Genomic DNA, 16,860 nt, shown 5'->3' on the forward strand with positions numbered 1-16,860 from the left:
TCTCTAAAGGCAAAATATCAAAACGCTAGACAAGGACACAAAGGGCGCTTTCCGCGCCGCTTGCAAGCGCATTTTATGCGCCAAACGAGGCAAAGACATGAAAGATCACAAAATCAATGCTCTTTTGCGAAAATGGGTGCGCCCTGGGCTGTCGGTTTTAATTTACTGCCCCTTAAAGCACGAAGTGGACATCACCCCCTTCATCAAGTGGGCAAGGCAAAGAAAAATCCGCCTTTTTGCTCCCTTAATGCACCCGCCTTGTTGCACCTATGCGCCTTATCGCTTGCCCTTAAGCACACACCAACAAACCAAACAACCCAGACCAAGCTTTTTAAAAACACCCCTAGACCTAGCTCTAGTTCCCATTTTGGGGATGGATTGTAATTTTAGGCGGGTGGGCTTTGGGCTTGGAGCTTACGATAGACTCTTTGCTAACCTAGCCAAAAAGCCTTTTACGATTTTCATCGCCCGCCAAATCTTAAAATCCCCCCACGCTCTGGGCGAGCCCCACGACATCACAGCGGACGCTTGTCTTGAGCCAAGCCACTATTTCACACATAAAAGGACCATCAATGGAAGAAGCTTTAAGCATTTTGATCCCTTGCCTGCTTACAGGCATAGGCGTTTTTTACTTCACTAAAAGGAGTTGCCACGCCTCCAGCCAAACCCTCATCGCCCAAGCCAAAGCTAAAGCGGACATGCTCATCTACCAAGCCCAAGTGCTTTACAAAACCAAAGAAGAAGAATCCAAAACCCTAGCCTTGCAATTGCAACAAGACCACCAAGAACGCCAAAAAACCCAAGATGCTGCCTACCAATACAAACTAGACGAACTCAAAAGCCATGAAAAGCAACAACAACAGCACTGGCATCACAAACATAGGCAATTAGAGCAAAGCAAAGCCGAGCTAGAGAGTCTTAAGCAAGAATTAGAGCATGGCAAACGCGCCCAAGACAAGCTGTGCCAAGAGTACCAAGAGCTCAAAGATCAAGCGTTGCAAACCCTAATGGAGCGCTCGGGCTACACCAAAGAGGAAGCCCAAACCTTGCTTTTGCGCTTGCTGGAGGAAGAGTTGATTTTACAAAAAGCCGCTTTGGTGCGCCGCTATGAAAAACAAGCCAAAAAGGAAGCCAAAGAGCGGGCGCATTTTATCTTGGCAGAGGCGACTTCAAGATTTGCCAGCTCTTTTGCGATGGAGAATTTAACCAGCGTGGTCGCTTTGCCCAATGCCGAGTTCATCGGGCGCATCATCGGCAAAGAGGGCAAGAACATCGACACCTTTAAGCGCATCAGCGGGGTGGAGCTGATGATCGATGAGGAAACAAAGACCATCACTTTGAGTTGCTTTAATCTCTACCGGCGGCAAATCGCCACGCAAACCTTAGAGCTTTTGATCCAAGATGGGCGCATCCAACCCTCGCGCATTGAAACCGTGTACCAGCGGGTGGAGGCAAACATGGAGGAAAACATCTTAAAAGAGGCAGAAGAAGTCATTTTAGACTTGCAATTAGATTCCATGGACGAAGAGTTGAAAAGGCTCTTGGGGCGCATGAAGTACCGCACTAGCTATGGGCAAAACGCACTCACCCACTCCATCGAAGTGGCGATCTTAGCCGGCATGATTGCCGAGCAACTGGGCGGAGACGCAAAATTAGCTAGAAGGGCGGGGATTTTGCACGACATCGGCAAAGCTTTGACCCAAGAGCACGGGGGAGATCATGTAGAATTGGGGGCTGAGGTGTGTGTGCGCTACCACGAGCACCCCGTGGTGATCAACGCCATTTACGCCCACCACGACCGCCAAGAGATCAAGAGCATAGAGTGCGCTGCCGTGTGCGCTGCCGATGCCCTGTCTGCTGCAAGGCCCGGGGCACGCCGCAAGGAAAACGAAAATTTCTTGGCCCGCATGCACGATCTAGAGCGCATCGCCAGCCAGCAAAGTGGCGTGGAAAAGGTCTTTGCGATGGATGCAGGGCGGGAGGTGCGCGTGATCGTCTGCCCCGATCAAGTGAGCGATGCCAAAGTCCCCCTACTGGCGCGCGACATCGCTAAGGAGATTCAAACCCATTTGCAATACCCGGGAGAGGTCGTGGTGCATGTGATCCGTGAAAACCACGCCAAAGCCGTAGCCCACTAAGCTTTTTCGTGTAGCCTTTTAATGTGCGCCCCTAGGGCGTTCATTTTATTTTCTAGGGCTTCATAGCCCCGATCTAAGTGGTAAATGCGGTGCAAGCGGGTTTTGCCCTTAGCCACTAAAGCGGCCAACACCAGCGCCGAAGAGGCCCGCAAGTCCGTAGCCATCACATCCGCGCCGGTCAGATCACTTGCGCCTTGAATCTGCGCCATCGCCCCTTTTAGACTGATTTGCGCCCCCATGCGTTGCAATTCGCCCACATGCATGAAGCGGTTTTCAAACAACCTCTCTTCAATGAGGCTAGAGCCCTCGCACTGCGTGGCTAGTGCCATAAATTGCGCTTGTAAGTCGGTGGGAAAGCCCGGGTATTCTGTGGTTGTGAGGCTAAAGGCTTTTCTTTGCTGTGTGCTGTGGATTTTAAGCGTGTGGTTCGTGGGGGTTTCCTCTACAATGTCGGTGCGAAAGCCGATTTCGCCTAGTTTTGTCAAAACGGCCTCTAGGTGATGGGCGTTGGTGTTGGTGAGCGTCAAAGAGGAATTTGTGATTGCAGCCGCGCATAAATAGGTCCCGCACTCAATGCGATCGGGAATGATGTTAATTTCTTTGAGGTCTAAAGCTTGTCTATCCGTGCCCTGCACCAAGATCTCCCCACTGCCCACCCCGCTAATTTGCACCCCGCCGGCTTGCAAAAACGCGCACAACTGCGCCACCTCAGGCTCCTTGGCGGCGTTGATGATTCTTGTTTGCCCCTTAGCAAGGCTTGCTGCCATTAAAATGTTCTCTGTGCCCGTCACTGTGATTTTGTCAAAGATGAGGTCGCAGCCCTTTAGGCCCTTTTTGGCTTTAGCCACAATGTAGCCCTTGTCAATGGCGATTTCAGCCCCCATTTTCTCCAGCGCGCTTAAGTGCAAATCCACAGGCCTAGCCCCGATGGCGCACCCCCCGGGCAAACTCACTTGACACTTGCCAAAACGCCCCAAAAGCGGACCCAAGACCAAAATAGAAGCGCGCATTTTACGCACAATTTCATAAGGAGCGATGCACTGCGTTGTTTGGCTTGTGTTGATCTCGAGGGCATTTGGTGTGTGCCATTTAGCCTGTGCACCCAAGTGCTCTAAAAGCTCCACGAGGGCGCGCACATCGGCGACATGGGGTAGATTATTTAGGCGCACCTGCTCCTTTGCTAAAAGTGTACTCGCCAAAAGGGGCAGAGCGGCGTTTTTTGCGCCAGAGATCGCCACTTGCCCGTTTAAAGTCTGCCCGCCTTTGATTTCTAAATAATCCAAATCAATCCTTCTTTTTGTGTTTGAGCGCAAGCCCCACCGTGTTAGCGATCGCCTTGCTGAGTTTGGGATTTATGTCCTCTAAATGCTGCCCGAAATTTACGGTCGAATCGATGTCTAAAAACTCGGACTGGGCAAAATTTTTAATGGCATTTAGCCAGTCGCCCTCTTTAATGTGCTTGGGCAAACTTGTGTAGTGGGTGTTAAAATCTTGCAATAAAGCGTTGTACTCTTCTTGATCTTTTGCTTTGTCTAGCTGAAACACCAAGTCTTTTAAAGGGGGGATATTTGGGGGCGGGGGCGGGGGCTTCAAATAGGTGTAGGCAAAGCCCACCAAGAGCATGGGAAAGGCAAAGAGAAAGCCTGCCACCCAATAAATGCCATAAAACCACAAATCATACATGGCTAGCGTTGGAGCTGATAAAAATCGTTTGTGGCTTGGATAAAGCCCTCCACACTCCCACAATCATAGCGTTTGCCCTCAAATTTATAAGCAAGGACTAACTTATCTTGGGCTTGTTGCAAGAGCGCGTCTGTGATTTGAATCTCGTTGTTTTTACCCGGGGGGGTGTGCTTTAAGACTTCAAAAATGTCGGGGGTTAAAATATAACGCCCGATGACGGCTAAATTGCTCGGGGCTTCCTCCGCTTTGGGCTTTTCTACCATGTTTTGCACCTGATAGACCCCCTTAGCCATCTCTTGGCCTAAAATCACGCCGTACTTATGCACCTCTTCCATCGCCACCTCTTCAATCGCCACAATGCAACATTGGTACTTGGCGTAAAGCTCGACCATTTGGGCTAAAACCCCCCTGCCCTGCCGATTGATGCACAAATCATCGGCCAAGAGCACGCAAAAAGGCTCGTTGCCGATCAAGGTTTGCGCGGTGTAAATGGCGTGGCCTAGCCCCTTCATTTCGTGTTGCCTCGTGTAAGAGAAGCTGCAATTTTGCATCAAGGCGCGGATGCCCTCTAATTGCTGTTCTTTATTGGTGCCATTGATTTGGTGTTCTAACTCGTAGCTGATGTCAAAGTGGTCTTCAATGGCGCGCTTGCCCCGCCCCGTAACAATCGCCATCCCTCTGCAACCCGCCTCCATCGCCTCCTCCACGCCGTATTGGATGAGCGGTTTATTGACAATGGGGAGCATCTCCTTTGGCATCGCCTTTGTGGCGGGCAAAAAGCGCGTGCCATAGCCTGCGGCCGGAAATAGGCATTTATTGATCATGGTTGTCCTTTAAAATCGTGTTGAAAAAGCCTTGTATGTCGAAGTGGATTTTGTGGGTGTGGTGTTTAAAAATGCTTTGGTAGATGATGTAATTGGCTAAGACTTTTTGCCCATAAAGGCGGGTTTCTTCATAGGGGATGCGCTCCATACTCAGCCACGGCTCAAACTTGCCCTTCGTGAAAAAGTGGCGTTCTTTGAGTAATTTTCTAAAAAAATTTGGCCCCCCATTGTAGCAGTAAGCCACAAAAAGGGGGTTTTTAAACTCCTCTTTAAGGGTGTTTAAATAGTAATTGCCAAAGATTAGGGACAAATGCGGGTCAAACATGTCCGTAAATTGCACTTTGTTTAAGCCTAAATGTTTCGCAAAGGGGGCGACATTAAAGGGCATGATTTGCATCAGCCCCAAAGCGTAAGAGCGCGACACTAAGGCGGGGAGCAACAAGCTCTCTTGCCTAGCGATCGCATAGGCCATCGCCTTTTCTTCTAGGCTTTTAAAGTGGGCTTTTTTAGCATAAGGGGTTAAAAAGTAATGCCGCCCATCGTTGTAATAGCGCTCTAAGAAATACGCCAAATGCGCCATGCTTTGCTCGGTTTTTAGGGGCTTTAGAGCTCTTAAAAAGGCGCGCTTGTCGGTGATGGACAAGATTTTTGCTTTGAGGGTTTGCCACACAAAGGGGTCTTTGATGTCAAAATTAGCCGGCCTGTGGCTTAAAAGCCCTAGCGAAGTGATGATGTTGTACTTGGGTGTACTCTTGCGGGCCAGATTGGCATAAAGGCTAAAGAGATTTGGGTTTGTGCTTTGGCTTAAAATGTCTAAATAGGCGCTGTTTTGGCTCAAAAGGTATTTCCAAAAAACCGCCTTGTCGTGCATAAAGGCTTTATCCGCCTGCTTCTCTGCGCGGTCAAAGTAAGTAAAAGCGATGATTTCTTGGCCATACAGCAAAGCATTGATGCCTAAGAGAAAAAAGGTCTTAGAATCGGAATTTGTGATCGAGGCGTGGTTTAGAGCTTTTTTAAATTCAGCAAAGCGGCTGTCTAAAATGATCCGTCTTAAAATGTCGTTGAAGGCGGGGCTGTTTTCATTGGCTAGGTGGGCTAGAATCTCAGGGTCTAAGGGCTTGTCTAATAATTGCTGCTTTTGCTCGTAGCTTAGGCCGTTGTAAAGAGAGGCGAGCGTGCTTGCCCCAGCTTTGATCAAGATGCTTTGGTCTGTGGGATTGAGCGCAATTTGCAAGGCATAGTAGAGTTTGGGGTAGTTTTTAAGCTTGGGTTGCAGGGCGCGCAAAAGCGGGGCGTTTGCGGGTTCTTGCGCCTGCTTAAAAATCTTAGCAGGGGGCAAGGCAACCGCGACACACACGCCATCTTTAGAGTCTAGTGCCTCTAAAGACAAACCTTGACAAGGGTGCAAGCTTAGGTTCAAAGCCCCCTTTGCTTGGGCCAACTCTTGCAATTTGGGGGTTTTGTGCGCCGCGAGATCGTAGGCAACTTTGGCCTGCTTGGGCGTGGTGCTAGGTTTTTGTAAAAAAAGCCAAATAAAAAAATCTCTGGGTATGCCTTTGGGCTTGCTTTTCAAATAGGATAAAGTGATGTCTTGGGCATTTAAACAAGTGCAAACGATAAAAGCCAAGACAGCCTTAAGCAAATTTAACCCTGAGCGTAATGAAACATGAGTTGCACAGCGGTCATATCAAAGAATTTCAACACAAGCACCACCGCTAAGGGCGAAAGGTCAATGCCGTTAAACACCAAAAAGGGGGCAAGTTGCTTGGCCTTGTTTAAAGTGGGTTCAGTGAGGCGGTAAAGCATCTGCACGATGGCGTTATTGGGGTCGGGGCGCACAAAGCTTAAAAGGGCCGCGATGATGATGATCCAAATGTAGAGCGTGATGAGGCTATGCAAGATCGTGGCGAGCGCGCTTAAAATGGTGTTAGCAACCATGCGCGGACTCTAGGGTTAAAATTTGCTCTAAAAAGGGGACAATGTGCGGGTAGAGCAAAGCTAACTCCACGCCGTGCGCCTGCCCCGTGAGTAAAATTCTTAAGGGTTTAAAAAAGTCTTTGCCTTTAAGCTGGCTTCTTTGCATGGCCTCTTGTTTAAAAGCGTTGAAGTCTGCCACAGCGGGCATGGCTTTTAGGGCGTGATAAAGCGCGGTGCATTTGTCGTAGAAGTTTTGCCCTTCGTAGTCCTTGGCAATGTCTTTAGGCGCAAACATGGCGTTTAACTTTTCTTGCAATTCTGCTAAGGTGCTGCACTCTTCTAAAAAAAGTCTAGCTAAAGGGGCTTTGGCTGGCTCTATGCCTAAAAGTTTGGCTAGGCTCGCTGGCTCTAGGTTTTTTAAGTGTTCATGGTTTAAGTGGCGCAAATATGCCAAGCTAAAATGTGCGCTAGAGGGGCTCACTTTTTCAAGCTCAAACCACTCCAAAGCCTCGCTTAGGCTAAAAATCTCTTTGGGGGCTTTGTAGCCCATTGTGGCTAAGTAATTGGCGATGCTAGCGGGTAAAAAGCCCTCTTTTAAGAGCCATTGCACGCTAGAGGCCTCGTGTCTTTTACTCATCTTCTTGCCATCGTCTTCATTTAAGATGATGGGTAAATGGGCGTAAATCGTGGGGGTTTGGGGGGTGTTTAGCACACGGCTTAGGGCTTGTTTGATGAGGATTTGTTTAGGCGTGTTGCTGATGTGATCCTCGCCTCTAATGATGTGGCTGATTTGGTAAGTGAAGTCGTCCGCGGCACAGGCAAAATTATAAGTGGGGACCTGATTAGCCCGCACAATCACAAAGCTGTCTAGCTCGGCGGCTTTAAAGCGAATCGTGCCTTTCACAAGGTCGTTAAATTCCATGTCTTGCGCGCTCCCTTTTAAACGCACCACAGGGTTAGGGTTGCTTTCTTTCTCTGCTAAAGCCCATCCATCCTCATAGCGGAAGGGCTTTTTGGCTTGTATGGCCTCTTGCTTTCTGGCTTCTAAAAATTCGGGGGTGCAGTGGCAATAAAACGCCTCGCCCTCGTCTAAGAGCTTTTTAGCATAGTCTAAATGCGTAGCAAAATTGGCGCTTTGATAGACCAATTGATCCCAGCTCACGCCCATTTGCTTTAAAATCTTAAAAATCTCCTCATCTTTGCCGGCAATGTTGCGCTGTGTGTCGGTGTCTTCAATGCGTAACATCAAGGGAAGTTTTAGGCGTTGCGCCACAATAAAATTCAACAAAGCCACACGCAAATTCCCAATGTGCATGCTTCCTGTCGGGGAAGGGGCAAAGCGTAACATAGGATACCAAGCCTTTTTGCCAAATTATAGCACAATGGACGAGATTATCAAGCACTCACAAAGCAAAGCCCACAATGGAGCTCAAATCACTAAAATCTGCAAAAATCACTACAACACGCAATAAAGTTGATTGTGATACTATAAACTATATTAATACGAATTATATATACTATTTAGACTATCAACTTAACTACTATTTAAGCTATCATTAAGTTTTAAAGAATTACAATCAAGCTTTTTTGAAAATGATAAAAAGGAGCTTGCATGGATAAGCAACACGCCTTAAATGTGTTGAACAGCAAACAGCTGCACAATGTGGTGAGGTTATTTGAAAAATACGCACAAGTGCCGGGGGCTACAAATATTTGCGTCAAAGACCTTGATTTTCAAGGGCTTCAAATCGCCTACGCCAAAGAGGGGCAAGAAGAGGTCTTTAGCCTTGCTTTCCCCCACACCCTTGAAAACTTTGAGGGCATCCGCGATGCGCTCATCGCCCTTTTAGGTGAAGATGCCCCCAGCGCAGCGCAGGGACACCAAAACGCCCAACAAAACCCACAAGAGGGCTCTAACCTACAAAATGGTTTTGGTCCGCAAGGCCAACACCCCTTTGGAGCTTATGCCCCTTTTGGCGCGCAACATCCGCAATGGGGCTTTGGTCCGCAAGTGCAAGGTTTTCAGGGTTTTGGTCCGCATGGCATGTTCATGTTTGGCTTCATGCCATTTTGGGGCTTTGGACCTATGGGCTTTTTGCAGTGGGGGTTTAACCCACAAGGGCAAAACCCACAGCAAGGTTTTCACCCCCAAGCCTTTGGCCCGCAGAGCCAGAGCCCACAAGATGGCACACAACCCGCGCAACCACAGCCAGCACAGACTAAGCAAGACTAGCCTTTAAGGGGGCGTGTTTGCCCCACGCCCACACCATCCACCAAAGGCATAAAAGCAGGCTCGCCTGCAACAGCCCTCCCGCTTTCAGGTCTAAGAGATTAATTTTAGGAAAGCTGGTCCAAAGGGGGGCGTAAAAATCCCAACTAAGGGCCACCAGAGCCGCCCCCAAGACATTGCCCACGCCCACCAGCACCGCCCCCAAATCCCCCTGAATCGCCCGATACATCCAGCCACACTCACACCCCCCCGCTACAACGATCCCCACGCCAAAGAGCCACCCCCCTAAAACAATGCCCGGGCTTGCCCACATGATCTTAGCGGGCATGCCCAGTTGTAAATACACAAAAATCCCTACGCTCCCCACCGCCATTGCCCACACCAAAGCCTGTGCCTGTGCGCTTTGCTTATGCACGAACAAGTGCCTAAAGGCGGTGGTGAAACAAATTTGCCCCTTAGAGATGACAAAACCAAAGAACGCCCCAAAACAGAGGGCATCAAAAAGTTTATGGCGCAGGTGCCAAGCCAAGCCCATCAAGCCCACAAATCCTAAAAAAGCTAAGAGTGTATTTAAGCTTTGGGGGGCTTTTTGGTGGATCGTTTTGGCACAACTGGTTGGCCACCATTTAAAGGCAAGCCCCATGCCCGATAAGGTCGCTGCCGTGAAAAGCCAAGCATGCAGGCTAAATTGCGGGATGCCCGTTAGAAAGCTAGCCAAATTGCACCCCAGCCCCAAGCGTGCTCCAAGACCTGCCAACAGACCGCCCAAAAACGCCCGCCACATTTGCGCTTTTGTGGGCAGATTTAGGCCTATGCGCCCTGATAAGCCCGCCGCACAGAGCATGCCTAAAAACATCCCCACCACCATCACCCCATCGATGCGGCTTAAGACATTGCCTGTTAAACCTATGATTTTTAAATAACCCAAGTTGTCTATATGTACACCCAGCAAGCGCAAAATGCTCGCTCCCCAACGGGTAAATTCGCCTGTAACCGCCCAATAAGTGCCCACCAAGCCAAAATAAAAGACAGAAGCCACAGAGAGAGCGAGGACACAGGGCATAAACGCCCATTTCTGTGTGAAAAAAGTACGCAAGAAACAGCCCCAAAAACAGAGTCCATTCTGCAAAAAAGAATGTGTGTCTTAACTAAGACCTAAAAAATCTTTAAGAAAACAAAGCATCCCATACCCCCACCCAGCTAAATGCCCTTGCCAAGACGAGGCATAACTAAATTTTAAAAACGATCCACGGGCTCTGCGTGGCGCAAGAAATGCTTTTTTATTCCTGTTGTAACTTCTTGGCTAAGTCAAGCACTTGTTGCATTTGGGCATCGCTTAATTTGCCCTCATGGACAAAGCGCACTTTGCCCTCTTTATCCAGCACGACAATGAGGCTTTCTTGCTTTTTTAAATCCCAAGCCTTTTGCACCACACCATCGTTGTCCATGACCACTTGGCTTTTGGGGTGCTCTTTTTTAGCTTTTTTAGTCTCTCCTCGCACAAAAAGACCCGTCCCCATGATGGCATCATCCACATTGATGATATTGGTCGTTTGGTATTTAGTGTCGTCAAAATGCTCCGCCACGATCTTGTCCATCAAGGGTTGGTTTTCGGCTTTCACGCTTTTACGCCCAGCTATGTGCTGTAAAATCCGAACTTTTCCGGGCAGGGTTTTGCTATCCCACGACTTGTATTCTATGGAGCCCCCATCCAAAATGAGCTCGCCCTTGTCTGTAACCACCACCTCTTTTAAAGGCTGGTTTAGGGTAATGTTAGTCCCCCACGCAACACCCAATGCCAAAAATAGACTTCCAAAAATCCTTTTCAAAGCACTCACCTTCAATAAAATTTACGCGCTGTACTATACACCATGTCAAGCTAAAACCCCAAGTGTTTGTTAAAAATCCTGTGGATCAAGCCTGGGCTTTAGCATCAAAGGCACTTTTGTTTGGTAAAATGCGCTAGGATTTGGCCCAAGTTTCAATCTTGTGGGCTTTTAAACCTTAGCATTTTGGGGGCTTTCATGTTTGAATCTTATTTCATCACCCCGGAGGTTTTACAAACCCTCAATGCAAAAGAGTTTGAGGCATGTTTAACCCGGGTTTTTAAAACCCACGCCCCTAATCGGGCGTGTTTAAGACAAGCCGACACGAGCCCGCCCTTTAGCCCTGCTTTTTACTCCGCCTTTGCGCGCCTTTGCCATGCTTTTAAAATCACGGCCTATCTTAACCTACAAACCCCACAACAAAGCCTAGATTGCGCCCTAGAATATGGCTTTAGGGGCGTGCATTTAAAGAGCCACGCTCTAGACTTTGTGCTTAAAATCCCCCAAAATTTACAGAGCTTTTACAGCGCACACAGTGTTAAAGAGGTGCAACAAGCCCTAGATTTGGGCGTGCATTTTTGCACTTTAAGCCCGATTTTTGCCACGCCAGACAAACCCCCCCCTTTGGGTTTAGACTACTTGCAGGCTTTAAGCCCCGAGCTAAAAGCCCATGTTTTTGCTCTAGGCGGGATCACAACCCATGAGCAAATAGAGCTTGTGAAAAATCTACACATCAAAGGCTTTGCGAGCATCCGTTATTTTCTAAATGATTAGAAAACTGCTTGAAACACGCCATGGGTTTTGCGCTTAATATTACTTATAGTAAAATGCGGCGACAAGCTTTGCTTAGTATCCCTAGCAAAAGGAGTCGTGTGCATCTATACAAAACCGCTTTAATCTTGGGAACTCTTGCCTCCAACTGCCCCTTATGCGCTGAAAACAATGGAGCTTATGGGGCCGTGGGCTTTCAGTATTCTAACATCACGCAAAGCACGCAAAACAAGGCCCCCAGTTTGGCTAATCAAACCCCGCTTTTTAATGTGCAAAATGCCAAACCCACAACCCTACCCTCTCCCCAAGTGCCCCAAAATAAGGTGGGGGGATAACCCTTTTTAGGAGATTTTATGGACAACACTTTTAAAAACACTTCTGCCAGTCTAGCCATAGCCCTTTGCTCGCCCTTTTTAGAGGCCGACACAGACAAAGATGGCTTTCAAAGGACCAGTGTGATTTGGTGTTGCGATGCCGATGGCAAATCGTTTTCAAACCCCCCCTCGTGGGCACTCCCCGACTTTGATCCCACACCAAACAAGCAAACCCCTGCGCCGGGCAACACAGCAAACCAACAACCCCCCACCCACACAAAAGCCCCAAGCACCCAAACGCCCCCCAAAAATATAAATACCGACCCGCCCCCCATTTCTATAAGCCCACCCACATCCCCTAAACAACCCCCAATGAGCGTGCAAAACACGCCCCCTAATGTGCCCATGCCCTCTTCTAAGCCTAAAACCTACTTGCAAACCTTAGTGGATGGAGATGGGGCACTTGCAACCATTGCCAGCTACAAAGCCGAGGAAAAAACCACGATCAAAGCCAACACAGACGCGCTCATTGGTCTTGTTGAAACCAGCACAAACAACACAACAGAGGCTGTCAGCTCTCTAGTGGCTGGGACAAACCAGTTTTTTAACCAAGTGTCTAGCAACGCCAGCATCTCCCAAAACCTTAAAGACACATTCAGTGGCTTTTATCACTTGGCTTCCAACACAAGCCATGATTTGGTCGGCTTGCAATCCAGTTTAAGCCAGCTCATCTCCCAAGTGGAGCAGTTGCAACAGGCTTTGCTCACCAGTCTTTTAAACACTTCTATTATGAGAACCCAAACGGAGGGTGGCTTGTTTGCTGTAAACCACAGAAACCAGCTAGACCCACAAAGCCGGCAGGGCAAGGGAAAAGCCATTCAAGACTTGGGCACGCTCTTGGCCTATCTACAAGCCACACAAAGCAAACTCAAAGCTTATGCCAAAGATCACCCCAGCTTGTTAGCCGCCACGCCCTCTTCTATCGTGGCTACGCAAAGCGGGCATGTGAATGGGGATTTATACGGCGTGAATGCCCAACTGGGCTATAAGCAGTTCTTTGGCAAGAAAAAACGCTTTGGCCTGCGCTACTACGGGAGCTTTAGCTACCAGTATGGTACACTCACAGACAAATACGCCACAGCCTTAAGCAATTTGTCTATGGGGCAGGCGTGGATGCGCTCTACAACTTCTATGAAAGCGCAAATGGGCATTACACCACGGGGTTTTTTGCAGGCTTCATGCTGGCGGGTAGCACTTGGCTTTTGAAAAATGCCAAGGCCTACAAAGCCCTAGCCCACGCCCTTAAAAGGCGGGGCAGGCAAGCAAGCATCCACGCAACCTACTTTCAGATCCCCTTAAACATAGGCTTTAGAAGCAATGTGAGCAAGCATCACGGGTTTGAAGTGGGCCTGCGCATCCCCTTAGCTTTAAGCAGCTATTTTGAGGCCACAAGTGGAGACGAGTCCTTTAACATCAGTTACAAGCGCAATGTTTCTGTCTTTGTAAATTATGTCTATAACTTCTAAAGGGGGGAGGCATCATTTGGGGGCCAGTGCTCCCTGCTAAAGCATGTGTTATACTTAGAGTTTTAGTCTACGCAGGAGTTTTTTATGTGGCATCAGATTTACGCCCCATTAGGAGGGAGTGTTGGGTTAAGCGCGCTCGTGGCGGCTTTACCCATTGTGCTTTTCTTTGCCTCGTTAATTGTTTTTAAGCTTAAGGGGCACACCGCCGCGTTTTTGAGCGTGGCCCTGTCTGTGGTGATCGCGCTTGTCGTCTATAAAATGCCGGCGGTTATGGTGGCTTCCAGCTTCATTTATGGCTTTCTTTATGGACTCTGGCCCATTTCGTGGATCATCATCGCCGCAATCTTCTTGTATAAACTCAGTGTGAAGTCGGGTTACTTTGAAATCCTTAAGGAGAGCGTGCAAGCCATCACCCCCGATCACCGCATTTTAGTGATTTTGATTGGGTTTTGCTTTGGGTCGTTTTTAGAAGGGGCGATTGGTTTTGGTGGGCCCGTGGCGATCACGGCGGCAATTTTAGTGGGGCTTGGGCTAAACCCGCTGTATGCGGCGGGGTTGTGCTTGATCGCCAACACCGCTCCCGTGGCTTTTGGGGCGGTGGGCATCCCCATCACAGCGATGGCAGGGGCTGTGGGGGTGAGCGCGCTTTCTATCAGCGCAATGGCGGGCAAGATTTTATTTTTTATTAGCCTATTGGTGCCCTTTTTTATCGTGTTTTTGATGGACGGGGTGCGGGGGATTAAAGAAACTTTCCCGGCGGTGTTTGTGGCGGCCTTTAGTTTTGCTTTGGCGCAGTATTTAAGCTCCAACTACCTAGGTCCAGAGCTGCCCGGGATTTTATCGGCCATCGTTTCGCTCATAGCGACTGCCCTCTTTTTGCGCTTTTGGCAGCCCAAGCACATTTTTAGAAGCGATGGCAAAGAAGTTACACACGATCGCCAGCAACACCACATCTGTAAAGTTTTGGTGGCGTGGGCACCTTTTATCATCTTGATCGCCACGATCGTCATTTGGACCCAGCCGTGGTTTAAGGCGCTCTTTGCTAAGGGCGGGGCGTTGGCGTTTTCTAACTTCTACTTTGAGTTTAGCAGCATCAGCCAGAAGATTTTAAAAAGCGCACCCTTTGTGTTTGAAGGCAAGAGTGCGGCTAGTCCTGTGGTCTTTAAACTGCCCTTGATTAACACCGTGGGCACTTCGATCTTAGTGGCCGCGCTCATCAGCATCTTTGTGCTCCGCGTGAAAGCCAGTGAGGCGATCGAAGTTTTTGGGGACACCTTAAAAGAAATGCGCTACCCTATCTTAACCATCGGGCTCGTCTTAAGCTTTGCCTTTGTGTCTAATTACAGCGGCATTTCCGCCACTATGGCACTGGCCTTAACCCACACGGGCAAGGCCTTCACTTTCTTCTCGCCCATCATTGGCTGGGTCGGGGTGTTCTTAACCGGCAGCGACACCAGCTCTAATTTGCTCTTTGGCTCTTTGCAACAACTCACCGCCGATAATCTAAAAATCCCCGAAATCTTAACGCTCACCGCCAACACCGTGGGCGGGACTTTGGGCAAGATGATCAGCCCGCAGAGCATCGCCATTGCCTGCGCGGCGGTGGGGCTGGCGGGCAAAGAGTCCGATCTGTTTAAATTCACGGTCAAATACTCGATCGCCTTTGTGATTGTGATCGGGATCGTGGTGAGCGTGATCGCCTATGGTTTTCCCCAAATCGTGCCAAGCACGAATCCTTAGCGGGGCAGGGGGGCGTTTGTGCGCTTGCGGCGGGCGAACTCTTTTTCATAAAGGCGCAAAAGCACAATAAAAAAAGCGGTGATTGTAGGGCCTACGGCAATCCCCCAAAAACCAAACTTGCTAATGCCCGCCAAGATCGAAAAGAAGATCAAAATCTCATTGATTTTTAGGGAAATCTTCAACACCCGGTGTTTAATGAAGCCAATGAGCCATGGTTTTATGAGGCTGTCGATCGCTCCCCCGATAAAAATCACTGAATAAAGGGCAATGACGATGGCTGTGCTTGGGTTGTGGCGATAAAGCTCATACAGTGAGACCGGCACCCACACCAAAGCCCCGCCCACAATGGGGATGAGCGAGGCAAGCCCGTATAAAATCCCAAGAGAGAGCCAATCTAGCCCAAAAAATACGACCAAGGAACCAAAGGCCAAGCCCTGTAAAACGACATTGATGATAGAAGTTAGCAAGACCACCCGTAAAATCCCCGCCACCTCTCTAAAAATCTCCTTGCTTTGGATTTTCTCAAAGGGCAGAATGTCTAAGATATAGTCGTAAAAGCGCTGCCCATAAAAGAAACACAAAAAGAGAAAAACCAAGACCATCGCCGTGTCGCTGGCAAATTTTAGGCTGTATTTGCCCAGGCCGCTGCTGAGGTGCAAGACATAAGACATGAAATTTTGTGCCGAGAGGTTAGACAGGATTTTATGCGCATAGGCACTCAAAGTGGGGAAGCGCTCCAAGTAAAGCAAGAGATCGCTTTTAGACTTGTTGAAGTAGAAGGCGAATTTTTCTAGGTTTAAGTGGGCAATGAAATCCGTGCTTTTGTAGATGAGAAAATACATGGGCACGACCAAAAAGCTTAAGAGCACCACGACGCACAAAAGGGAGCTAAAGAGGTTGCGCATGTAGTGGTCAAAAAACCCTTTGAGCCAAAAAATCGTGACGCAGAGCAAGCCAGCAATGAGTAAATCCATTAAAAAATCTTCGTAAAGATAGAGCATCCAATAAAAGGCAATGGCAAACAAGAGCCAAAAGAAATACACCGGACGCATGCCAACTCGCTTTTTTGCTTTATAATACCTAAAAAGGCAAACGATGCACCTATACAAATATTGTGCCAGCGGGAATGATTTTTTAATCACCCACCATTTTAAGCCAAGTAACCGCCAAGCCCTCGCTAAAGAGCTTTGCAACCGCCATTATGGCTTTGGAGCGGATGGGCTGGTGGTCTTACTGCCCCACGATCAACACGCCTACACATGGGAGTTTTACAACGCCGATGGGAGTTTGGCGGATATGTGCGGGAATGCGAGCCGTTGCGTGGGGCTTTACGCCTACGAGCAAACCCTAGCCCCCAAAAAGCACCGCTTTTTAAGCGGGGCGGGCGTGATTAGCGTGGAAGTGCTGGAAGTGACACAGAGTGGGGGTGTGGTGCAAAGCAATTTAGGTGCGCCCAAGTGGTTAGACACTTTGGACATCCAAGGGCAAGAGTGGGCGTTGATCGATACGGGCGTGCCTCACTTAGTGCATTTCGTGGCTAGCCTAGAAGACATCCCTAAAGCCAAGACCCCCACCATGCAAGCTTTGCGCCAGCGGTTTAACGCCAATGTCAATCACGCTTACATCAAAAACCCCACAACGATTCACCTAGCCACTTATGAGCGGGGCGTGGAGGACATCACTTTAGCTTGTGGGACGGGCATGGCAGCGGTGTTTGTGGCCGGGCTAAAAAGGGGGGTAGAGGCTAAGGCGCGCTGTATCCCGCCTAGCAAAGAGGTTTTAACTTTGGGCTTAGAAAAAGATGAAGTGCTCTTTAGTGGAGCGGTGAAAAAAGTGGGGCGGTGTTTGACTAACACCCCTCCCTTTGCTATGATTTAGATTTTTTAACAAA

Annotated in this window: 18 protein-coding genes; 9 read left to right on the top strand and 9 right to left on the bottom strand. The window is 48.9% G+C overall.

All coding sequences use genetic code 11. The features are described 5' to 3' along the window. The first annotated feature begins 97 nt into the window (after nt 1-97). Together HAL07_RS03465 and rny are read left to right on the top strand one after the other, a co-directional pair. Complete coding sequence (locus HAL07_RS03465) at nt 98-640, top strand: 5-formyltetrahydrofolate cyclo-ligase (RefSeq protein ID WP_053945127.1); 543 nt, start codon at nt 98-100, stop codon at nt 638-640. After that, nucleotides 573-2,138 (top strand): ribonuclease Y, encoded by a 1,566-nt coding sequence (gene rny / locus HAL07_RS03470; RefSeq protein ID WP_053945128.1) that lies wholly within the window; start codon nt 573-575, stop codon nt 2,136-2,138. The genes HAL07_RS03465 and rny overlap by 68 nt, the downstream gene beginning before the upstream one ends. Here rny and murA read toward each other — a convergent pair. From murA to gltX, 6 genes are read right to left on the bottom strand one after another with little or no spacing between them, the layout of a single operon-like run. After that, nucleotides 2,135-3,421 (bottom strand): UDP-N-acetylglucosamine 1-carboxyvinyltransferase, encoded by a 1,287-nt coding sequence (gene murA, locus HAL07_RS03475; protein ID WP_053945129.1) that lies wholly within the window; start codon nt 3,419-3,421, stop codon nt 2,135-2,137. The two genes, rny and murA, sit on opposite strands and share 4 nt — an antisense overlap. 1 nt (nt 3,422) lies before the next feature. After that, a complete protein-coding gene (locus HAL07_RS03480; RefSeq protein ID WP_053945130.1) occupies nt 3,423-3,821 on the bottom strand; it encodes a hypothetical protein in 399 nt (132 codons plus the stop codon). Nucleotides 3,822-3,823: 2 nt separating this feature from the next. Continuing rightward, nucleotides 3,824-4,645, bottom strand: a complete 822-nt coding sequence (gene galU, locus HAL07_RS03485) for a UTP--glucose-1-phosphate uridylyltransferase GalU (protein ID WP_053941941.1) — start codon at nt 4,643-4,645, stop codon at nt 3,824-3,826. Next, nucleotides 4,635-6,272: a lytic transglycosylase domain-containing protein gene (locus tag HAL07_RS03490; protein ID WP_233702724.1), complete on the bottom strand. Its 1,638-nt coding sequence runs from the start codon at nt 6,270-6,272 to the stop codon at nt 4,635-4,637. Before HAL07_RS03490 ends, galU begins: the two co-directional genes overlap by 11 nt. A 17-nt stretch (nt 6,273-6,289) precedes the next feature. Then, entirely contained in the window at nt 6,290-6,583 is a 294-nt protein-coding gene (locus tag HAL07_RS03495; protein ID WP_053945132.1) for a YggT family protein, read from the bottom strand. Beyond that, a complete protein-coding gene (gene gltX / locus HAL07_RS03500; protein WP_053945133.1) occupies nt 6,573-7,910 on the bottom strand; it encodes a glutamate--tRNA ligase in 1,338 nt (445 codons plus the stop codon). The genes HAL07_RS03495 and gltX overlap by 11 nt, the downstream gene beginning before the upstream one ends. Nucleotides 7,911-8,174: 264 nt before the next feature. On the opposite strand from gltX, the gene HAL07_RS03505 reads away from it, so the two are divergent. Further along, nucleotides 8,175-8,795 carry a DUF2470 domain-containing protein gene (locus tag HAL07_RS03505; protein ID WP_053945134.1) on the top strand — a complete coding sequence of 207 codons (621 nt, stop codon included), beginning with the start codon at nt 8,175-8,177 and terminating at the stop codon, nt 8,793-8,795. On the opposite strand, the gene yedE is transcribed toward HAL07_RS03505, so the two are convergent. Together yedE and HAL07_RS03515 are read right to left on the bottom strand one after the other, a co-directional pair. Next, a complete protein-coding gene (yedE, locus tag HAL07_RS03510; protein WP_306315102.1) occupies nt 8,782-9,921 on the bottom strand; it encodes a selenium metabolism membrane protein YedE/FdhT in 1,140 nt (379 codons plus the stop codon). The genes HAL07_RS03505 and yedE overlap by 14 nt on opposite strands. A gap of 151 nt (nt 9,922-10,072) precedes the next feature. Further along, the gene (locus tag HAL07_RS03515; protein WP_082346322.1) at nt 10,073-10,621 is read right to left on the bottom strand and encodes a YtfJ family protein; all 549 of its coding nucleotides are present in this window, start codon (nt 10,619-10,621) and stop codon (nt 10,073-10,075) included. A gap of 195 nt (nt 10,622-10,816) precedes the next feature. On the opposite strand from HAL07_RS03515, the gene HAL07_RS03520 reads away from it, so the two are divergent. The 5 genes from HAL07_RS03520 (at nt 10,817) to HAL07_RS03540 (ending at nt 14,969) form a co-directional block, all read left to right on the top strand. Continuing rightward, nucleotides 10,817-11,392, top strand: a complete 576-nt coding sequence (locus HAL07_RS03520; RefSeq protein ID WP_082355842.1) for a thiamine phosphate synthase — start codon at nt 10,817-10,819, stop codon at nt 11,390-11,392. A gap of 98 nt (nt 11,393-11,490) precedes the next feature. Further along, nucleotides 11,491-11,724 carry a hypothetical protein gene (locus HAL07_RS03525; RefSeq protein WP_053945137.1) on the top strand — a complete coding sequence of 78 codons (234 nt, stop codon included), beginning with the start codon at nt 11,491-11,493 and terminating at the stop codon, nt 11,722-11,724. An 18-nt stretch (nt 11,725-11,742) separates the two neighbouring features. After that, complete coding sequence (locus tag HAL07_RS08390; RefSeq protein ID WP_082355814.1) at nt 11,743-12,969, top strand: outer membrane beta-barrel protein; 1,227 nt, start codon at nt 11,743-11,745, stop codon at nt 12,967-12,969. Beyond that, nucleotides 12,873-13,229: an outer membrane beta-barrel protein gene (locus HAL07_RS08395; RefSeq protein WP_370695957.1), complete on the top strand. Its 357-nt coding sequence runs from the start codon at nt 12,873-12,875 to the stop codon at nt 13,227-13,229. Before HAL07_RS08390 ends, HAL07_RS08395 begins: the two co-directional genes overlap by 97 nt. Before the next feature lie 84 nt (nt 13,230-13,313). Continuing rightward, nucleotides 13,314-14,969: an L-lactate permease gene (locus HAL07_RS03540; protein ID WP_053940876.1), complete on the top strand. Its 1,656-nt coding sequence runs from the start codon at nt 13,314-13,316 to the stop codon at nt 14,967-14,969. Here the strand turns inward: HAL07_RS03540 and HAL07_RS03545 are convergent. After that, entirely contained in the window at nt 14,966-16,021 is a 1,056-nt protein-coding gene (locus tag HAL07_RS03545; protein WP_053945138.1) for an AI-2E family transporter, read from the bottom strand. The two genes, HAL07_RS03540 and HAL07_RS03545, sit on opposite strands and share 4 nt — an antisense overlap. Before the next feature lie 43 nt (nt 16,022-16,064). Here HAL07_RS03545 and dapF point away from each other — a divergent pair, with 43 nt between their 5' ends. Then, complete coding sequence (gene dapF / locus HAL07_RS03550) at nt 16,065-16,847, top strand: diaminopimelate epimerase (protein ID WP_053945139.1); 783 nt, start codon at nt 16,065-16,067, stop codon at nt 16,845-16,847. Nucleotides 16,848-16,860: the final 13 nt, after the last annotated feature.

Source organism: Helicobacter ailurogastricus (assembly GCF_001282945.1).
GTDB lineage: Bacteria > Campylobacterota > Campylobacteria > Campylobacterales > Helicobacteraceae > Helicobacter > Helicobacter ailurogastricus.